Source organism: Sphingomonas sp. JUb134, from assembly GCF_004341505.2.
Classification (GTDB): Bacteria; Pseudomonadota; Alphaproteobacteria; order Sphingomonadales; family Sphingomonadaceae; genus Sphingomonas.
The window spans coordinates 1542501-1556515 of the sequence record NZ_SLYP02000001.1; the positions used below are offsets into that span (position 1 = coordinate 1542501).

The window sequence follows — 14015 nt, forward strand, 5'->3', positions numbered from 1 at the left end:
ACGTGAAGGTCAAGGTACAGACCCTCGACGCCGCCGAGAGCGGCGACATCGAGCTGAAGGACGAGGTGTTCGGCGTCGAGCCGCGTGCCGACATCCTGCACCGCGTCGTGACGTGGCAGCTAGAAAAGCGCCGCGGCACCGCCCGTGGCACCCGCGAGCGTGCGGACGTCGCACGCACCGGCAAGAAGCTCGGTCGCCAGAAGGGCGGCGGCGTCGCCCGTCACGGCGATCGTCGCGCTCCGATCTTCGTCGGCGGCGGTAAGGCACACGGTGCTCGTGTTCGCGACTTCAATCCGTCGCTGAACAAGAAGATCCGCGCGCTGGGCCTGCGCATGGCGCTGTCGAGCCACGCCAAGGCGGGTTCGCTGATCGTCGTCGACGGCCTCACGGTCGAGGACGGCAAGACCAAGGCGCTGACCGGCAACCTGTCGAAGCTGGGCTTCGGCAAGACCGCGCTGGTGATCGACGGCGACGCCGTCGAGACGAGCTTCGCGCTCGCTGCTCGCAACCTGCGGGCCGTGAACGTGCTGCCGGCCGGTGGTGCCAACGTCTACGACATCCTGAAGCATGACACGCTGGTGCTCACCCGCGCCGCTGTCGAAAAGCTGGAGGCGCGCTTCCATGGCTAAGGCAAGCAAGGCGGTCGACGTCCGCCACTACGACGTGGTGCTCGCGCCCCACATCACCGAGAAGTCTACCCTGGTGTCGGAGCAGAACGCAGTCGTGTTCAAGGTGGCGAAGACCGCCTCCAAGCCCGAGATCAAGGCGGCGGTCGAAGCGCTGTTCGACGTAAAGGTCACCGGCGTGAACACGATCGTCGTCAAGGGCAAGACCAAGCGCTGGAAGGGCGAAGCCTACAAGCGCACGGACATCAAGAAGGCGATCGTTACCCTGGCCGAAGGTCAGTCGATCGACGTAACGCAGGGGACCATGGCGTAATGGCACTCAAGCATTACAACCCGACCTCGCCGGCACGGCGCGGCCTGGTCCTCGTCGACCGTTCGGGTCTGTTCAAGGGGCGCCCCGTAAAGGCGCTGACCGAGGGCAAGACCAAGACGGGCGGCCGCAACAACAAGGGTCACGTGACCTCGCGCGGCATCGCCGGCGGCCACAAGCAGCGCTATCGCATCGTCGATTTCAAGCGTCGCCTGTGGGACGTCGAGGGCACCGTCGAGCGGATCGAGTACGATCCCAACCGCACGGCCTTCATCGCGCTCGTCAACTATGGCGAGATCGACGGCAAGCAGAGCCTGGCCTACATCATCGCCCCGCAGCGTCTGGGCGTTGGTGACAAGGTGATCGCCGGTCGCAAGACCGACGTGAAGCCGGGCAACGCGATGGAGCTGGGCCAGGTGCCCGTCGGCACCATCGTCCACAACGTCGAGATGAAGCCTGCCAAGGGCGGTCAGATCGCACGTTCGGCCGGCACCTATGTGCAGGTCGTGGGCCGCGACAAGGGCATGGTCATCGTTCGCCTGAACTCGGGCGAGCAGCGCTACATCCGTGCAGAGTGCATGGCGACGGTGGGTGCGGTTTCGAACCCGGACAACCAGAACCAGAACCTCGGCAAGGCTGGCCGCACCCGTTGGCTGGGCAAGCGCCCGCTGACCCGCGGCGTTGCCAAGAACCCGGTCGACCACCCGCACGGCGGTGGTGAAGGCCGGACCTCGGGCGGCCGTCATCCGGTCACCCCGTGGGGCAAGCCGACGAAGGGTGCGCGCACTCGTCACAACAAGGCGACCGACAAGATGATCATCCGGTCGCGTCACGCGAAGAAGAAGGGCTGATAGATGGCTCGTTCTGTTTGGAAGGGCCCGTTCGTCGAACTGAGCCTGCTGAAGAAGGCGGAGGCCGCTCAGGAAGCCGGTACGCGCGCTGGTCCGATCAAGACCTGGTCGCGTCGTTCGACGATCCTGCCGCAGTTCGTCGGCCTGACGTTCAACGTGTACAACGGTCGCAAGTTCGTGCCGGTGTCGGTCAACGAAGAGATGGTGGGCATGAAGCTCGGCGAGTTCGCTCCCACCCGCTTCTTCCCCGGCCACGCCGCCGACAAGAAGGGTAAGCGCTGATGAGCAAGCAGGCAGCCCCTCGCCGCGTGGGCGAGAAGGAAGCACTGGCAGTCGCCACGCAGGTGCGTGGCTCGGCCCAGAAGCTGAACCTCGTCGCCGGCCTCATCCGCAACCGCTCTGCCGGTGAAGCGATGAACATCCTCGCCTTCTCGAAGAAGGCGATGGCCGTGGACGTCCGCAAGTGCCTCGCTTCGGCGATCGCCAACGCGGAGAACAACCACAACCTCGACGTCGACGCTCTCGTCGTGAAGGAGGCTTCGGTCGGCAAGTCGATCACCATGAAGCGGTTCGCTACCCGCGGCCGTGGTAAGTCGACCCGCATCCTGAAGCCGTTCAGCCGCGTGCGCATCGTCGTTGCCGAGGTGGAGGAAGCGTAATGGGTCAGAAGTCGAACCCCATCGGTCTGCGTCTGCAGATCAACCGCACCTGGGACAGCCGCTGGTTCGCGGAAGGCCATGACTATGGCCGTCTGCTGCTGGAGGATCTCAAGATCCGCAAGTACATCACCGAGACGCTGCCGCAGGCCGCGATCTCGAAGGTGGTGATCGAGCGCCCGGCCAAGCTGTGCCGCGTGTCGATCTATGCGGCCCGTCCGGGCGTGATCATCGGCAAGAAGGGCGCCGACATCGAGAAGCTTCGCAAGAAGCTCGCTGCGATGACCTCGTCCGACGTGTCGCTGAACATCGTCGAGATCCGCAAGCCCGAGATCGACTCCAAGCTGGTGGCACAGGGTGTCGCGGACCAGCTCGAGCGTCGCATCGCCTTCCGTCGCGCCATGAAGCGCGCGGTGCAGTCGGCGCTTCGTCTGGGCGCCGAGGGCATCCGGATCACCTGCGCCGGCCGTCTCGGCGGCGCCGAGATCGCACGTACCGAATGGTACCGTGAGGGTCGCGTTCCGCTGCACACGCTGCGCGCGAACGTCGACTATGCCGAAGCGACTGCACACACCGCCTATGGCGTGTGCGGCGTGAAGGTGTGGATCTTCAAGGGTGAGATCCTCGGCCACGACCCGATGGCGCAGGACCGGCTGATGCTGGAGGCTCAGACCTCCGGCGTGCGTCCGGCCCGCGATGACCGCCGCTAAGGACTAGGAAAATGCTGCAACCAAAGCGCACCAAGTTCCGCAAGGCCTTCAAGGGCCGCATCCATGGCGACGCCAAGGGTGGCACCGCGCTCAACTTCGGCTCCTACGGGCTGAAGGCGATGGAGCCGGAGCGGATCACCGCACGCCAGATCGAGGCGGCTCGCCGCGCGATCACGCGCCACATCAAGCGCCAGGGCCGTCTCTGGATCCGCGTGTTCCCGGACGTTCCGGTTTCGTCGAAGCCTGCCGAAGTCCGCATGGGCTCGGGCAAGGGTTCGCCGGAGTTCTGGGTCGCCCGCGTCAAGCCGGGCCGGATCCTGTTCGAGCTGGACGGCGTTCCCGGCCCGCTCGCGGCTGAGGCATTCGAGCGTGCAGCGATGAAGCTGCCGATCGCGGTCAAGGTCGTTGCCCGTCTGGGCGACACCTCGCACCTGGAGGGTTGAAAATGACCAAGGCAACCGATCTGCGCGCCAAGAGCGACGATCAGCTGACCGAGGAGCTGGGCAACCTGAAGCGTGAGGCGTTCAACCTCCGCTTCCAGGCTGCGACCAGCCAGATGGAAAAGCCGAGCCGCGTCAAGGAAGTCCGTCGCGACATCGCACGGATCAAGACGCTGCAGAGCGAGCGCACGCGCTCGCAGGCCAAGTAAGGGACGACTGACATGCCGAAGCGCGTGCTGACCGGGACGGTCGTCTCGGACAAGACCGACAAGACGGTGGTGGTGAAGGTGGAGCGCAAGGTGAAGCACGCGCTCTACGGCAAGATCATCCGCCGTTCGAAGAAGTACCATGCCCATGACGAGGGCAACGAGTACCGCGAGGGCGAGACCGTGCGCATCGAAGAGACCGCGCCGATCTCCAAGCTCAAGACCTGGAAGGTCGTGGACCGCGTGAACACCCACGCGACCCCGGCCCAGGTGGCGGCGGAGGCCTAAGGGCCTCCACCTCCGGCCTTTCGGGGCCGGAAAACGGGAATTGGGGCAGGGGCTTGCGTTCCTCCCCAGGGACGGCTAGTTGGCCGCTCCCCCTGGCGCGGTTGCCCGCGCCGGGGGTTCGTTTTTGAAGGCGGGCGCCGGTCGGAATCGGGCCCATAGAGAAGGAAGCGCATCATGATTCAGATGCAGTCCAATCTCGACGTCGCAGACAACAGCGGCGCGAAGCGGGTGCAGTGCATCAAAGTGCTGGGCGGCTCCAAGCGCCGCACGGCAGGTGTGGGCGACGTCATCGTCGTCTCCATCAAGGAGGCCGCACCCCGCGGCCGCGTGAAGAAGGGTGACGTGCACCGCGCCGTCATCGTTCGGACCGCCAAGGACATCCGTCGCACCGACGGTTCGGTGATCCGTTTCGACGGCAACGCCGCGGTGCTGGTCAACAAGAACGAGGAGCCGATCGGCACCCGTATCTTTGGCCCGGTGGTTCGCGAGCTGCGTTCGCGCGGCTTCATGAAGATCATCTCGCTCGCGCCGGAGGTGCTGTAATGGCTGCCGCCAAGATCAAGAAGGGTGACCAGGTCATCGTCCTGTCCGGCAAGGACAAGGGCAAGACCGGCGAAGTCGTCCGTTCGATGCCGAAGGACGGCAAGGTCGTGGTGTCGGGCGTGAACATCGCCGTGCGCCACCGCAAGCCGACCCAGGTCAACCCGCAGGGTGGCCTCGAGCGTTCGGAAGCGCCGCTCCACATCTCGAAGGTCGCGCACGTCGTTGACGGCAAGCCGACCCGCGTCCGCTTCGAAGAGCGCGACGGCAAGAAGGTCCGCGTGGCCGTGAAGACGGGGGATGTCATCAATGGCTGACAAGTACACGCCGCGGATGAAGTCGATCTACGACGACCGCATCGTCAAGGCGATGACGGAGAAGTTCGGCTACAAGAACGCGCTCGAAGTGCCGCGGATCGAAAAGATCGTGCTCAACATGGGCGTGGGCGAGGCGACGCAGGACAAGAAGAAGGTCGAGCAGGCGGCTTCCGAAATGGAGCTGATCGCCGGCCAGAAGCCTGTCGTCACCAAGGCGAAGAAGTCGATCGCGCAGTTCAAGCTGCGTGAAGGCATGGCGATCGGCTGCAAGGTCACGCTGCGCCGGGAGCGGATGTACGAGTTTCTCGACCGCTTCATCACGATCGCGCTTCCCCGCGTCCGCGACTTCCGCGGCCTGAACCCGAAGTCCTTTGACGGTCGCGGCAACTATGCCTGCGGCATCAAGGAGCAGATCGTGTTCCCGGAAATCAGCTATGACCGCGTCGACAAGGTGCGCGGCATGGACGTGATCGTCACCACCACCGCCAAGACCGACGACGAAGCTCGTGAGCTTTTGCGTCTGTTCGGCTTCCCGTTCCCGCAGGCGCAGGACGGCGAGCAGCAGAAGGCGGCCTAACCCATTGATGGGATCGCCCCGGCCATCGGTCGGGGCGGTGCCGCAACAAGGGCTTCGGCGCGTTGCCGGGGCCACGACTAGGAAGAGCTTAAGTCCATGGCGAAACTGAGTTCGATCAACAAGAACGAGCGTCGCAAGCAGCTGGTGAAGAAGTACGCCGGCAAGTATGCGAAGCTGAAGGCGCAGGCAGCGGACACCTCGCTGGACGAGACCGAGCGCCTGATCGCGCGCCTGAAGATGGCCGAGATCCCGCGCAACGGCAATCCGACCCGGATTCGCAACCGCTGCGAGGTCACTGGCCGCCCGCGCGCCTATTACCGCAAGTTCCGCCTCGCCCGCGTGATGCTTCGTGATCTTGCCAACCGCGGCATGATCCCCGGCGTCGTCAAGTCGAGCTGGTAAGGACCGTACCGATGGCATTGACCGATCCCCTGGGTGATATGCTCACCCGCATCCGCAACGGCCAGCGCGCGCGCAAGGACTCCGTCCTGTCGCCGGCGTCCAAGCTGCGGACCCGCGTCCTCGACGTGCTTCAGCGCGAGGGCTATATCCGTGGCTACAGCGAAGAGCAGATGGGCCCCGCGGCCGGCGTCCGCATCGAGCTGAAGTATTTCGAGGGTCAGCCGGCGATCAAGCACGTCGCGCGCGTCTCGAAGCCCGGTCGTCGCGTCTACTCGGGCAGCCAGGAGCTGCCGCGCGTTCGCAACGGCCTCGGCATCACGATCGTCTCGACGCCGCGTGGCGTTCTCTCCGACGCCGAAGCGCGCGAGCAGAACGTCGGTGGCGAAGTGCTGGCGGAGGTGTTCTAATGAGCCGCATCGGCAAGAAGGCAGTCCCGGTTCCGGCCGGCGTCACTGCCAACATCGCCGGCCGTGAGCTGAGCGTGAAGGGTCCCAAGGGCACCCTCTCCATGCCGCTCGCGGACGACATCGCCTACGAAGTCACCGACGGTGGCATTTCGGTCCAGCCGGCGAACGACACCAAGCGCGCCCGTGCCTTCTGGGGCATGCAGCGTACCCTGGTGCAGAACCTGGTGACCGGCGTGACCGAGGGCTTCTCCAAGAAGCTGCTCATCACCGGCGTCGGCTATCGTGCAGCAGCGCAGGGCAAGGTGCTCAAGCTGCAGCTCGGCTATTCGCACGACGTGAACTTCGACATCCCCGAGGGGATCGAGGTGAAGACCCCGGATCAGACCACGGTCGAGATCTCGGGCATCGACAAGCAGAAGGTCGGCCAGGTCGCCGCTGAGATCCGCCGCTGGCGGAAGCCGGAGCCCTACAAGGGCAAGGGCATCAAGTACGACGGCGAGTTCATCTTCCGCAAGGAAGGGAAGAAGAAGTGATGTCTACCAAGGGTATGTCGCTGTTCGAGAAGCGCCGCCGCCGCAACCGTACCGCGCTTCGTGCGCGCTCGGGCGGTCGTCCGCGCCTGTCGATCCACCGTTCGGGCAAGCACATCTATGCCCAGGTCATCGACGACGCCGAGGGCCGCACGGTCGCTTCGGCTTCGACGCTGGAAAAGGACGTGCGTGGCCAGAGCGGCGCGAACGTCGATGCCGCCAAGGCGGTGGGCCAGCGCGTCGCGGAGGCCGCAAAGGCTGCCGGCGTGACGCAGGTGGTGTTCGATCGTGGTGGGTTCCTCTTCCACGGACGCGTCAAGGCGCTGGCGGAAGCCGCGCGCGAGAGCGGATTGGAGTTCTAAGATGGCCGACGAGAACAACCAGGCCGAAACCCCCGCCGTCGAGGCGACGGGTGCAGAGGCAGGCGCGCCCCAGGGCCGTGGTCCGCGTGGCGGCCGTGGTCGCGGCGGCGAGCGTGGTCGTGGCGGCCGGGACGGCAACCGCGGGCGTCGCGACGATCGTCGCAACGAGGATGGTGGCGAGGAGCTGATCGAAAAGCTCGTCCACATCAACCGCGTTTCGAAGACCGTGAAGGGCGGTAAGCGCTTCGGCTTCGCAGCCCTCGTCGTCGTCGGCGACGGCAAGGGCCGCGTCGGCTTCGGTCATGGCAAGGCGCGCGAAGTGCCGGAAGCCATTTCCAAGGCGACCGCGTCGGCGAAGAAGGCGATGGTCCGCGTTCCGCTCAAGGACGGTCGCACGCTGCACCACGACGGCAACGGCCACTTCGGTGCCGGTCGCGTGACGCTGCGTTCGGCGCCTGCCGGTACCGGCATCATCGCGGGTGGCCCGATGCGCGCCATCTTCGAGAGCCTGGGCGTGGCCGACGTCGTGACCAAGTCGGTCGGCACGTCGAACCCGTACAACATGATCCGTGCGACCTTCGAGGCGCTGAACGAGCAGACTTCGCCGAAGTCGGTCGCACAGCGTCGTGGCAAGAAGATCGCCGACCTGCTGGGTCGTGGCGGATCGCAGGCTGCCGAGGCGGAAGCCGCGGCGGTGGTGGAGTAATCCCATGGCTACCGTGAAGATCACGCAGACCGGTTCGCCGATCCGGCGCACCAAGGACCAGCGCGCGACCCTCGTCGGCCTGGGCCTCAACAAGATGCACAAGACGGTCGAGCTGAACGACACCCCCGAGGTGCGCGGCATGATCCGCAAGGTGCAGCACATGGTGTCGGTCGAAGGCTGAAGCCTTCACCTTCACCGGTGACAAATAAGGGGAAGGGGGCTATGCGGCCCCCTTCCTCATTTCATCAGCGCGTAAAAAGCGAAAGCGAGTGCAACTCATGAAGCTCAACGAACTCACCGACAACCAGGGCGCCCGTCACCGCAAGATGCGCGTTGGCCGCGGCATCGGCTCCGGCAAGGGCAAGACCGCAGGTCGTGGTCAGAAGGGCCAGAAGAGCCGCGAAGGCGTCTCGATCAAGGGCTTCGAGGGCGGTCAGATGCCGCTCCACATGCGTCTGCCGAAGCGTGGCTTCAACAACATCTTCGCCAAGGATTATGCTGAGGTGAACCTCGGCGCGATCCAGAAGCTGGTGGACGCCGGCACGCTGACCGCGACCGACATCGACCACGCAGCGCTCAAGGCCGTTGGCCTGGCCCGCGGCGGCAAGGACGGCGTGCGTCTGCTCGGCAAGGGCGAGCTGACCGCCAAGCTGACCTTCACCGTCGCCGGCGTGTCGGCTTCGGCCCGCGAGGCAGTCGAGAAGGCTGGCGGCACCGTCAACGTGATCGAGGTCGTGCCGGCTGCCGAGAAGGCGAAGGCCAAGAAGGGCCAGACCCTGGCCGCCAAGAAGGCCGCGCGCGCCTGATCGGCGCCGCCTGAACGTCGTTCGCGTCGGGCCCGTCCGCTTCCGCTCTGCTTCCGGCTTCGGCCGAGCGGGCAGGGGTGGGCGGGCCCGCTCGTTTGAAAGGGCCGCCGGCGTTTCGCCGCGGACCCGTTAGACATCCCGGCCTTAAGCCCTATATGGGCGCCGGGGGTGGGGCATCAGCGCCCGCCAGCATCATCGGGACACATTCATGGCAGCGGCATCCGACGGCCTTGCAACCAACCTGAACCTGGCCAAGTTCGGCCAGGCGACCGAGCTCAAGAAGCGCCTGTGGTTCACGCTGGGCGCGCTGATCGTCTTCCGCATGCTCAGCTACGTGCCGCTGCCGGGGATCGATCCGACCCAGCTCGGCCTGCTCGCCAACCAGACCCAGGGCGGCGTGCTCGACTTCTTCAACACCTTCTCGGGCGGCGCGCTGACGCGCATGTCGGTGGTGGCGCTGGGCGTCATGCCGTACATCACTGCCTCGATCGTCGTGCAGCTCGCCAGCTCGCTGTCGCCGCAGCTCGCCGCGATCAAGAAGGAAGGCGAGTCGGGCCGCAAGAAGCTCAACCAGTACACCCGCTACGGCACGGTCGCGCTGACGGCCGTCCAGGGCTATTTCATCGCCGTCGGGCTTGAGGCGTTCGGCGCTCAGGCTGGCGCACAGGCGGTGATCGAGCCGGGCATGACGTTCCGCATCGCGGCGGTCATCTCGCTGATCGGCGGCACCATGTTCCTGATGTGGCTGGGCGAGCAGATCACCAGCCGCGGCATCGGCAACGGCATCTCGCTCATTATCATGGCGGGCATCGTCGCCCATCTGCCGACCACGCTGGTCCAGCTGTTCGAGGGCAGCCGCTCGGGCACGCTCGATCCGCTCAAGCTCGTGGGCATCACCGTCGCGGTGATCGGCCTCGTCCTGTTCATCTGCTTCATGGAGCGCGCCCAGCGCCGCATCCTGATCCAGTATCCCAAGCGCCAGACCGCGCGCGGGGTGCAGGCGGACCGCAGCCACCTGCCGCTCAAGATCAACACCGCGGGCGTGATCCCGCCGATCTTCGCCTCGTCGCTGCTGCTGATGCCGGTCACCATCACCCAGTTCGCCGGCCAGGCGGCAGAGGGTCAGAGCTGGTGGGGTGATTTCGTGATCAGCCTTAACCAGTATCTCCAGCACGGCAGCCCCGTGTACATGCTGCTCTACGGCGCCGGCATCATCTTCTTCTCGTTCTTCTACACCGCCGTGGTGTTCAATCCGGAAGAGACCGCCGACAACCTCAAGCGCTACGGCGGCTTCATTCCCGGCATCCGTCCGGGCAAGAACACCGAGGCGTATTTCGACTATGTGCTGACCCGCATCACCGTGATCGGTGCGGCCTATCTGGTCATCCTCTGCCTGCTGCCGGAGTATCTGGTCTCGGCGCTCGCTATTCCCTTCTATCTTGGTGGGACTAGCCTTCTGATCGTGGTCAACGTAACCATGGATACGGTGACGCAGATCCAGTCGCACCTGCTGGCGCATCAGTATGGCGACCTGATCAAGAAGGCCAAGCTCAAGGGCGGCCGCGCGCGTCGCTGATCGATCGAAGAGGGGAAGACACGTGGACATCATCCTGCTCGGACCGCCGGGCGCCGGCAAGGGTACGCAGGCGAGCCGTCTGGAGCATGATCGCGGGATGGTGCAGCTGTCCACCGGCGACATGCTGCGCGCGGCGGTGAAGGCAGGCTCGCCCGTGGGGCTGAAGGCGAAGGCGGTGATGGAGGCGGGTGAGCTCGTTTCCGACGCGATCGTCTCGGCCCTGATCGGCGAGCGCCTCGACCAGCTCGAGGAAGGGCAGGGCGCGATCTTCGACGGCTATCCGCGCACCGCGGCCCAGGCCGACGCGCTCGACCTGCTGCTCGAGCATCGCGGCCGTCGCCTCGCCTATGTCATCGAGCTGGTGGTGGACGAGGATGCGCTGGTCGAGCGCATCGTCGGCCGCTTCACCTGCGCGGTCTGCGGCACGGGCTATCACGACAAGTTCAAGCTGCCCAAGGTCGAGGCGACCTGCGACGCCTGCGGCTCGATCGAGTTCAAGCGCCGTCCGGACGACAACGAAGAGACGGTGCGCACCCGCATGGCCGAGTATCGCGCCAAGACCGCGCCGATCCTGCCCGGCTACGAAGAACGCGGGCTCGTCGAGCGAGTCGATGGCATGGCCGACATGGACACGGTCGCCACGCAGATCGCGGAAATCCTCAACCGCTGAGGCGGGCGGGGGCTTCGGTCCCCGCCTTCCTGTACCCCGGCGACGGCCGGGGCCCAGCTACGGCACGGGCGCGACTCTCGCCGGGGCCTCTCCAACTAGACCCCGGCCGGCCCGCTGAAGCGGGCGAACCCCCGGCTCCGGTCCTGTCGCACCCTCTCTCACGACCACCCGCACGCTCCATCGCAAATTTGGTTCCGCCGGGCAGTTGACAGCTTCCCCGCCCGGGCTTACCTGCGCTTTACCCCGACACACCGGTCCCGGCGGCGCGCACGCGTGTCCGCCGCAATCGTGCGTTTCGGGTCAACGCTACGAGATGGGGCGCGCGTATAGCCATGCGGTGCCTCGTGGAGCTGGGAGAATAAAGTTCATGGCACGTATCGCGGGTGTTAACATCCCGACCAACAAGCGCGTCATCATTGCGCTTCAGTACATCCACGGCATTGGTCCTGCGAAGGCCAAGCAGATCACCGACGCGCTGGGCATCGCTGCCGAGCGTCGCGTGCAGGACCTGAGCGATCAGGAAGTGCTGCAGATCCGCGAGACGATCGACGCCAGCCACACCGTCGAGGGTGACCTCCGTCGCGAAACCGCGATGAACATCAAGCGCCTGATGGACCTGGCCTGCTACCGCGGCCTGCGTCACCGCAAGGGCCTGCCGGTCCGTGGCCAGCGCACGCACACCAATGCGCGCACCCGCAAGGGCAAGGCCAAGCCGATCGCGGGCAAGAAGAAGTAAGCGCAGCGCGCTTGCTTCTCCGCAGGCCGGTGAGAGGCTGAACGCCTCCCGGCCTTCGTCACACGATATCAGGTCAGGATTACCCCATGGCACAGGCACCGCAGCGCCTTCGTCGGCGCGAACGCAAGAACATCACCGCAGGCGTCGCGCACGTGAACGCCAGCTTCAACAACACCATGATCACCATCACCGACGCGCAGGGCAACGCGATCAGCTGGTCTTCGGCCGGCATGATGGGCTTCAAGGGTTCGCGTAAGTCGACCCCGTACGCCGCCCAGGTCGCAGCCGAAGACGCAGGCCGCAAGGCTGCTGACCACGGCGTGCGCACCCTGGAAGTCGAAGTGAAGGGCCCGGGTTCGGGTCGCGAGTCGGCGCTGCGCGCGCTGCAGGCCGTTGGCTTCCAGATCACGTCGATCCGCGACGTGACCTCGATCCCGCACAACGGCGTGCGCCCCTCCAAGCGCCGCCGCGTTTGATCGATCCCGTCCGGCCGTCGCGACCCTTTGTTGGCTGCGCGGCCGGATCGTCATTCGGCGCGGGCAGCCCCCGCCTGCGCCCACAACTAGGGGAAGCCCGTGTCTGTCAACGCTAAGAACTGGCAGGAACTCAAGAAGCCCAGCGGCCTCGAGAAGAAGGCTGGTGGCGATTCCAAGCGCAAGGCGACCTTTGTTGCCGAGCCGCTGGAGCGTGGCTTCGGCCTGACGCTCGGCAACTCGCTGCGCCGGGTGCTGCTGTCGTCGCTGCAGGGCGCCGCGGTCACCTCCATCAAGATCGAGAACGTGCTGCACGAGTTCTCGAGCCTGGCGGGCGTGCGCGAGGACGTGACCGACATCGTCCTCAACGTGAAGCAGATCGCGCTCAAGATGCAGGGCGAGGGCGCCAAGCGCCTCCAGCTGTCCATGACCGGCCCGGCCGAAGTCAAGGCTGGCGACATCGCCGTTTCGGGCGACATCGAGGTGATGAACCCCGAGCTCGTGATCTGCCACCTCGACGAGGGCGCGACGCTCAACATGGAACTGACCGCCGAGAGCGGTAAGGGCTATGTGCCGGCTGCGAGCAACCGTCCGGCCGACGCGCCGATCGGCCTCATCCCGGTCGACGCGCTGTTCTCGCCGGTGCGCCAGGTGTCGTACAAGGTCGAGAACACCCGCGTGGGTCAGGAGCTCGACTACGACAAGCTGACGCTGACCGTCGAGACCGACGGCACGGTGACCCCGGAGGACGCGATCGCCTATGCGGGCCGCATCCTTCAGGACCAGCTGGCGCTGTTCGTGCACTTCGACGACTCGTCGGTCACCCGTCAGGCGCCGACCGGTGCTGCGGCTCCGGCACAGGTCGCCGAGTCGGCCGGCGACACCGCGCAGATCAACCGCTTCCTCCTCAAGAAGGTGGACGAGCTCGAACTGTCGGTGCGTTCGGCCAACTGCCTGAAGAACGACAACATCATCTACATCGGCGATCTGGTTCAGAAGACCGAGGCAGAGATGCTGCGCACCCCGAACTTCGGCCGCAAGTCGCTCAACGAGATCAAGGAAGTGCTCTCGTCGATGGGCCTGCGCCTCGGCATGGAAATCCCGGGCTGGCCGCCCGAGAACATCGAGGAAATGGCCAAGAAGCTCGAGCAGGAGATCATGGGCTGATCCGCACGCCCGCAGCGTTGCTGCGGGCGAGACGGAACAGCCCCGGCCGGCGGGCCGGTGCAAACCGGCCCGTTCGACGTCGCGGCTTTGCCGCGACGGGCTCCGGGTTCAGAGCGCTAGGTTTAAAGATGCCGGCATCGCCGGCATGACGGTTTTGATGGGTGGCTCACCGTCCCACCTGGTCTGGGGTTTCCGTGACACGGCCCCTTAACGAACGAAGGAAGATATCATGCGTCATCGCGTTGGCGGTCGTAAGCTGCAGCGTACCTCGGCCCATCGTCTGGCCCTGTTCCGCAACATGTCGGCCGCACTGATCAAGCACGAGCAGATCACCACCACCGTCGCCAAGGCGAAGGAACTGCGTCCCTACGTCGAGAAGCTGGTGACGCTGGCGAAGAAGGGTGGCCTGTCCAACCGTCGTCTCGCCCACGCCCGTCTCCTCGACGATGCGCAGCTGGTGAAGCTGTTCGACGTGCTGGCGACCCGCTATGCCGATCGCAACGGCGGCTACACCCGCATCATCAAGGCCGGCATCCGCGCGTCGGACGCCTCGCCGATGGCGATCATCGAGTTCGTCGACCGCGACGTCTCGGCGAAGGGCCAGGACTCCGGTCCGGTCTTGACCGAAGAGGACTTCGACGAAGCCGCATAATCGGCGA

General features: G+C 65.8%; 25 protein-coding genes. All 25 read left to right on the top strand.

The genetic code is table 11. The annotated features are described in order from the left end of the window. Window positions 1-2: 2 nt before the first annotated feature. The 25 genes from rplD to rplQ all read left to right on the top strand — a co-directional run bounded on the left by rplD (window position 3) and on the right by rplQ (window position 14008). Window positions 3-629: a 50S ribosomal protein L4 gene (gene rplD, locus EDF69_RS07300; RefSeq protein WP_125961412.1), complete on the top strand. Its 627-nt coding sequence runs from the start codon at window positions 3-5 to the stop codon at window positions 627-629. Further along, window positions 622-939: a 50S ribosomal protein L23 gene (locus EDF69_RS07305; protein ID WP_125961411.1), complete on the top strand. Its 318-nt coding sequence runs from the start codon at window positions 622-624 to the stop codon at window positions 937-939. The genes rplD and EDF69_RS07305 overlap by 8 nt, the downstream gene beginning before the upstream one ends. Continuing rightward, window positions 939-1787 (top strand): 50S ribosomal protein L2, encoded by an 849-nt coding sequence (rplB, locus tag EDF69_RS07310; protein ID WP_125961410.1) that lies wholly within the window; start codon window positions 939-941, stop codon window positions 1785-1787. The genes EDF69_RS07305 and rplB overlap by 1 nt, the downstream gene beginning before the upstream one ends. Before the next feature lie 3 nt (window positions 1788-1790). After that, window positions 1791-2069 (top strand): 30S ribosomal protein S19, encoded by a 279-nt coding sequence (gene rpsS / locus EDF69_RS07315; RefSeq protein WP_125961409.1) that lies wholly within the window; start codon window positions 1791-1793, stop codon window positions 2067-2069. After that, complete coding sequence (gene rplV, locus EDF69_RS07320; protein WP_125961408.1) at window positions 2069-2446, top strand: 50S ribosomal protein L22; 378 nt, start codon at window positions 2069-2071, stop codon at window positions 2444-2446. The genes rpsS and rplV overlap by 1 nt, the downstream gene beginning before the upstream one ends. Next, the gene (gene rpsC / locus EDF69_RS07325; protein WP_125961407.1) at window positions 2446-3153 is read left to right on the top strand and encodes a 30S ribosomal protein S3; all 708 of its coding nucleotides are present in this window, start codon (window positions 2446-2448) and stop codon (window positions 3151-3153) included. The genes rplV and rpsC overlap by 1 nt, the downstream gene beginning before the upstream one ends. Before the next feature lie 11 nt (window positions 3154-3164). After that, window positions 3165-3596, top strand: coding sequence for a 50S ribosomal protein L16 (gene rplP / locus EDF69_RS07330; RefSeq protein ID WP_125961406.1), 432 nt, complete (start codon window positions 3165-3167; stop codon window positions 3594-3596). A gap of 2 nt (window positions 3597-3598) precedes the next feature. After that, window positions 3599-3802 carry a 50S ribosomal protein L29 gene (gene rpmC, locus EDF69_RS07335; RefSeq protein WP_125961405.1) on the top strand — a complete coding sequence of 68 codons (204 nt, stop codon included), beginning with the start codon at window positions 3599-3601 and terminating at the stop codon, window positions 3800-3802. A gap of 12 nt (window positions 3803-3814) precedes the next feature. After that, complete coding sequence (rpsQ, locus tag EDF69_RS07340) at window positions 3815-4087, top strand: 30S ribosomal protein S17 (RefSeq protein WP_125961404.1); 273 nt, start codon at window positions 3815-3817, stop codon at window positions 4085-4087. Between the two features lie 174 nt (window positions 4088-4261). After that, window positions 4262-4630, top strand: a complete 369-nt coding sequence (gene rplN, locus EDF69_RS07345; protein ID WP_125961403.1) for a 50S ribosomal protein L14 — start codon at window positions 4262-4264, stop codon at window positions 4628-4630. Then, the gene (gene rplX / locus EDF69_RS07350; protein WP_125961402.1) at window positions 4630-4944 is read left to right on the top strand and encodes a 50S ribosomal protein L24; all 315 of its coding nucleotides are present in this window, start codon (window positions 4630-4632) and stop codon (window positions 4942-4944) included. Before rplN ends, rplX begins: the two co-directional genes overlap by 1 nt. Further along, window positions 4937-5521 carry a 50S ribosomal protein L5 gene (rplE, locus tag EDF69_RS07355; protein ID WP_125961401.1) on the top strand — a complete coding sequence of 195 codons (585 nt, stop codon included), beginning with the start codon at window positions 4937-4939 and terminating at the stop codon, window positions 5519-5521. Before rplX ends, rplE begins: the two co-directional genes overlap by 8 nt. Before the next feature lie 96 nt (window positions 5522-5617). Further along, window positions 5618-5923, top strand: coding sequence for a 30S ribosomal protein S14 (rpsN, locus tag EDF69_RS07360; protein ID WP_125961400.1), 306 nt, complete (start codon window positions 5618-5620; stop codon window positions 5921-5923). An 11-nt stretch (window positions 5924-5934) separates the two neighbouring features. Next, window positions 5935-6330 (top strand): 30S ribosomal protein S8, encoded by a 396-nt coding sequence (rpsH, locus tag EDF69_RS07365; RefSeq protein WP_125961399.1) that lies wholly within the window; start codon window positions 5935-5937, stop codon window positions 6328-6330. Beyond that, window positions 6330-6863: a 50S ribosomal protein L6 gene (gene rplF, locus EDF69_RS07370; protein WP_125961398.1), complete on the top strand. Its 534-nt coding sequence runs from the start codon at window positions 6330-6332 to the stop codon at window positions 6861-6863. The genes rpsH and rplF overlap by 1 nt, the downstream gene beginning before the upstream one ends. Next, window positions 6863-7222: a 50S ribosomal protein L18 gene (gene rplR, locus EDF69_RS07375; protein ID WP_125961397.1), complete on the top strand. Its 360-nt coding sequence runs from the start codon at window positions 6863-6865 to the stop codon at window positions 7220-7222. The genes rplF and rplR overlap by 1 nt, the downstream gene beginning before the upstream one ends. A gap of 1 nt (window position 7223) precedes the next feature. Then, window positions 7224-7928 (top strand): 30S ribosomal protein S5, encoded by a 705-nt coding sequence (gene rpsE / locus EDF69_RS07380; RefSeq protein WP_132883263.1) that lies wholly within the window; start codon window positions 7224-7226, stop codon window positions 7926-7928. Window positions 7929-7932: 4 nt separating this feature from the next. Continuing rightward, window positions 7933-8109, top strand: a complete 177-nt coding sequence (gene rpmD / locus EDF69_RS07385; RefSeq protein ID WP_132883264.1) for a 50S ribosomal protein L30 — start codon at window positions 7933-7935, stop codon at window positions 8107-8109. Between the two features lie 97 nt (window positions 8110-8206). Continuing rightward, on the top strand, window positions 8207-8734 hold the full coding sequence (rplO, locus tag EDF69_RS07390; RefSeq protein WP_132883265.1) for a 50S ribosomal protein L15: 528 nt from the start codon (window positions 8207-8209) through the stop codon (window positions 8732-8734). 208 nt (window positions 8735-8942) lie between these two features. Then, the gene (gene secY / locus EDF69_RS07395; RefSeq protein WP_132883266.1) at window positions 8943-10310 is read left to right on the top strand and encodes a preprotein translocase subunit SecY; all 1368 of its coding nucleotides are present in this window, start codon (window positions 8943-8945) and stop codon (window positions 10308-10310) included. A 22-nt stretch (window positions 10311-10332) separates the two neighbouring features. Then, window positions 10333-10980 carry an adenylate kinase gene (locus tag EDF69_RS07400; RefSeq protein WP_132883267.1) on the top strand — a complete coding sequence of 216 codons (648 nt, stop codon included), beginning with the start codon at window positions 10333-10335 and terminating at the stop codon, window positions 10978-10980. Window positions 10981-11347: 367 nt separating this feature from the next. After that, entirely contained in the window at window positions 11348-11716 is a 369-nt protein-coding gene (gene rpsM, locus EDF69_RS07405; RefSeq protein ID WP_125961391.1) for a 30S ribosomal protein S13, read from the top strand. An 86-nt stretch (window positions 11717-11802) separates the two neighbouring features. Further along, a complete protein-coding gene (rpsK, locus tag EDF69_RS07410; protein WP_129342170.1) occupies window positions 11803-12192 on the top strand; it encodes a 30S ribosomal protein S11 in 390 nt (129 codons plus the stop codon). A 99-nt stretch (window positions 12193-12291) separates the two neighbouring features. After that, window positions 12292-13356: a DNA-directed RNA polymerase subunit alpha gene (locus tag EDF69_RS07415; protein WP_132883268.1), complete on the top strand. Its 1065-nt coding sequence runs from the start codon at window positions 12292-12294 to the stop codon at window positions 13354-13356. 229 nt (window positions 13357-13585) lie between these two features. Then, window positions 13586-14008: a 50S ribosomal protein L17 gene (gene rplQ, locus EDF69_RS07420; RefSeq protein WP_132883269.1), complete on the top strand. Its 423-nt coding sequence runs from the start codon at window positions 13586-13588 to the stop codon at window positions 14006-14008. Window positions 14009-14015 lie beyond the last annotated feature (7 nt).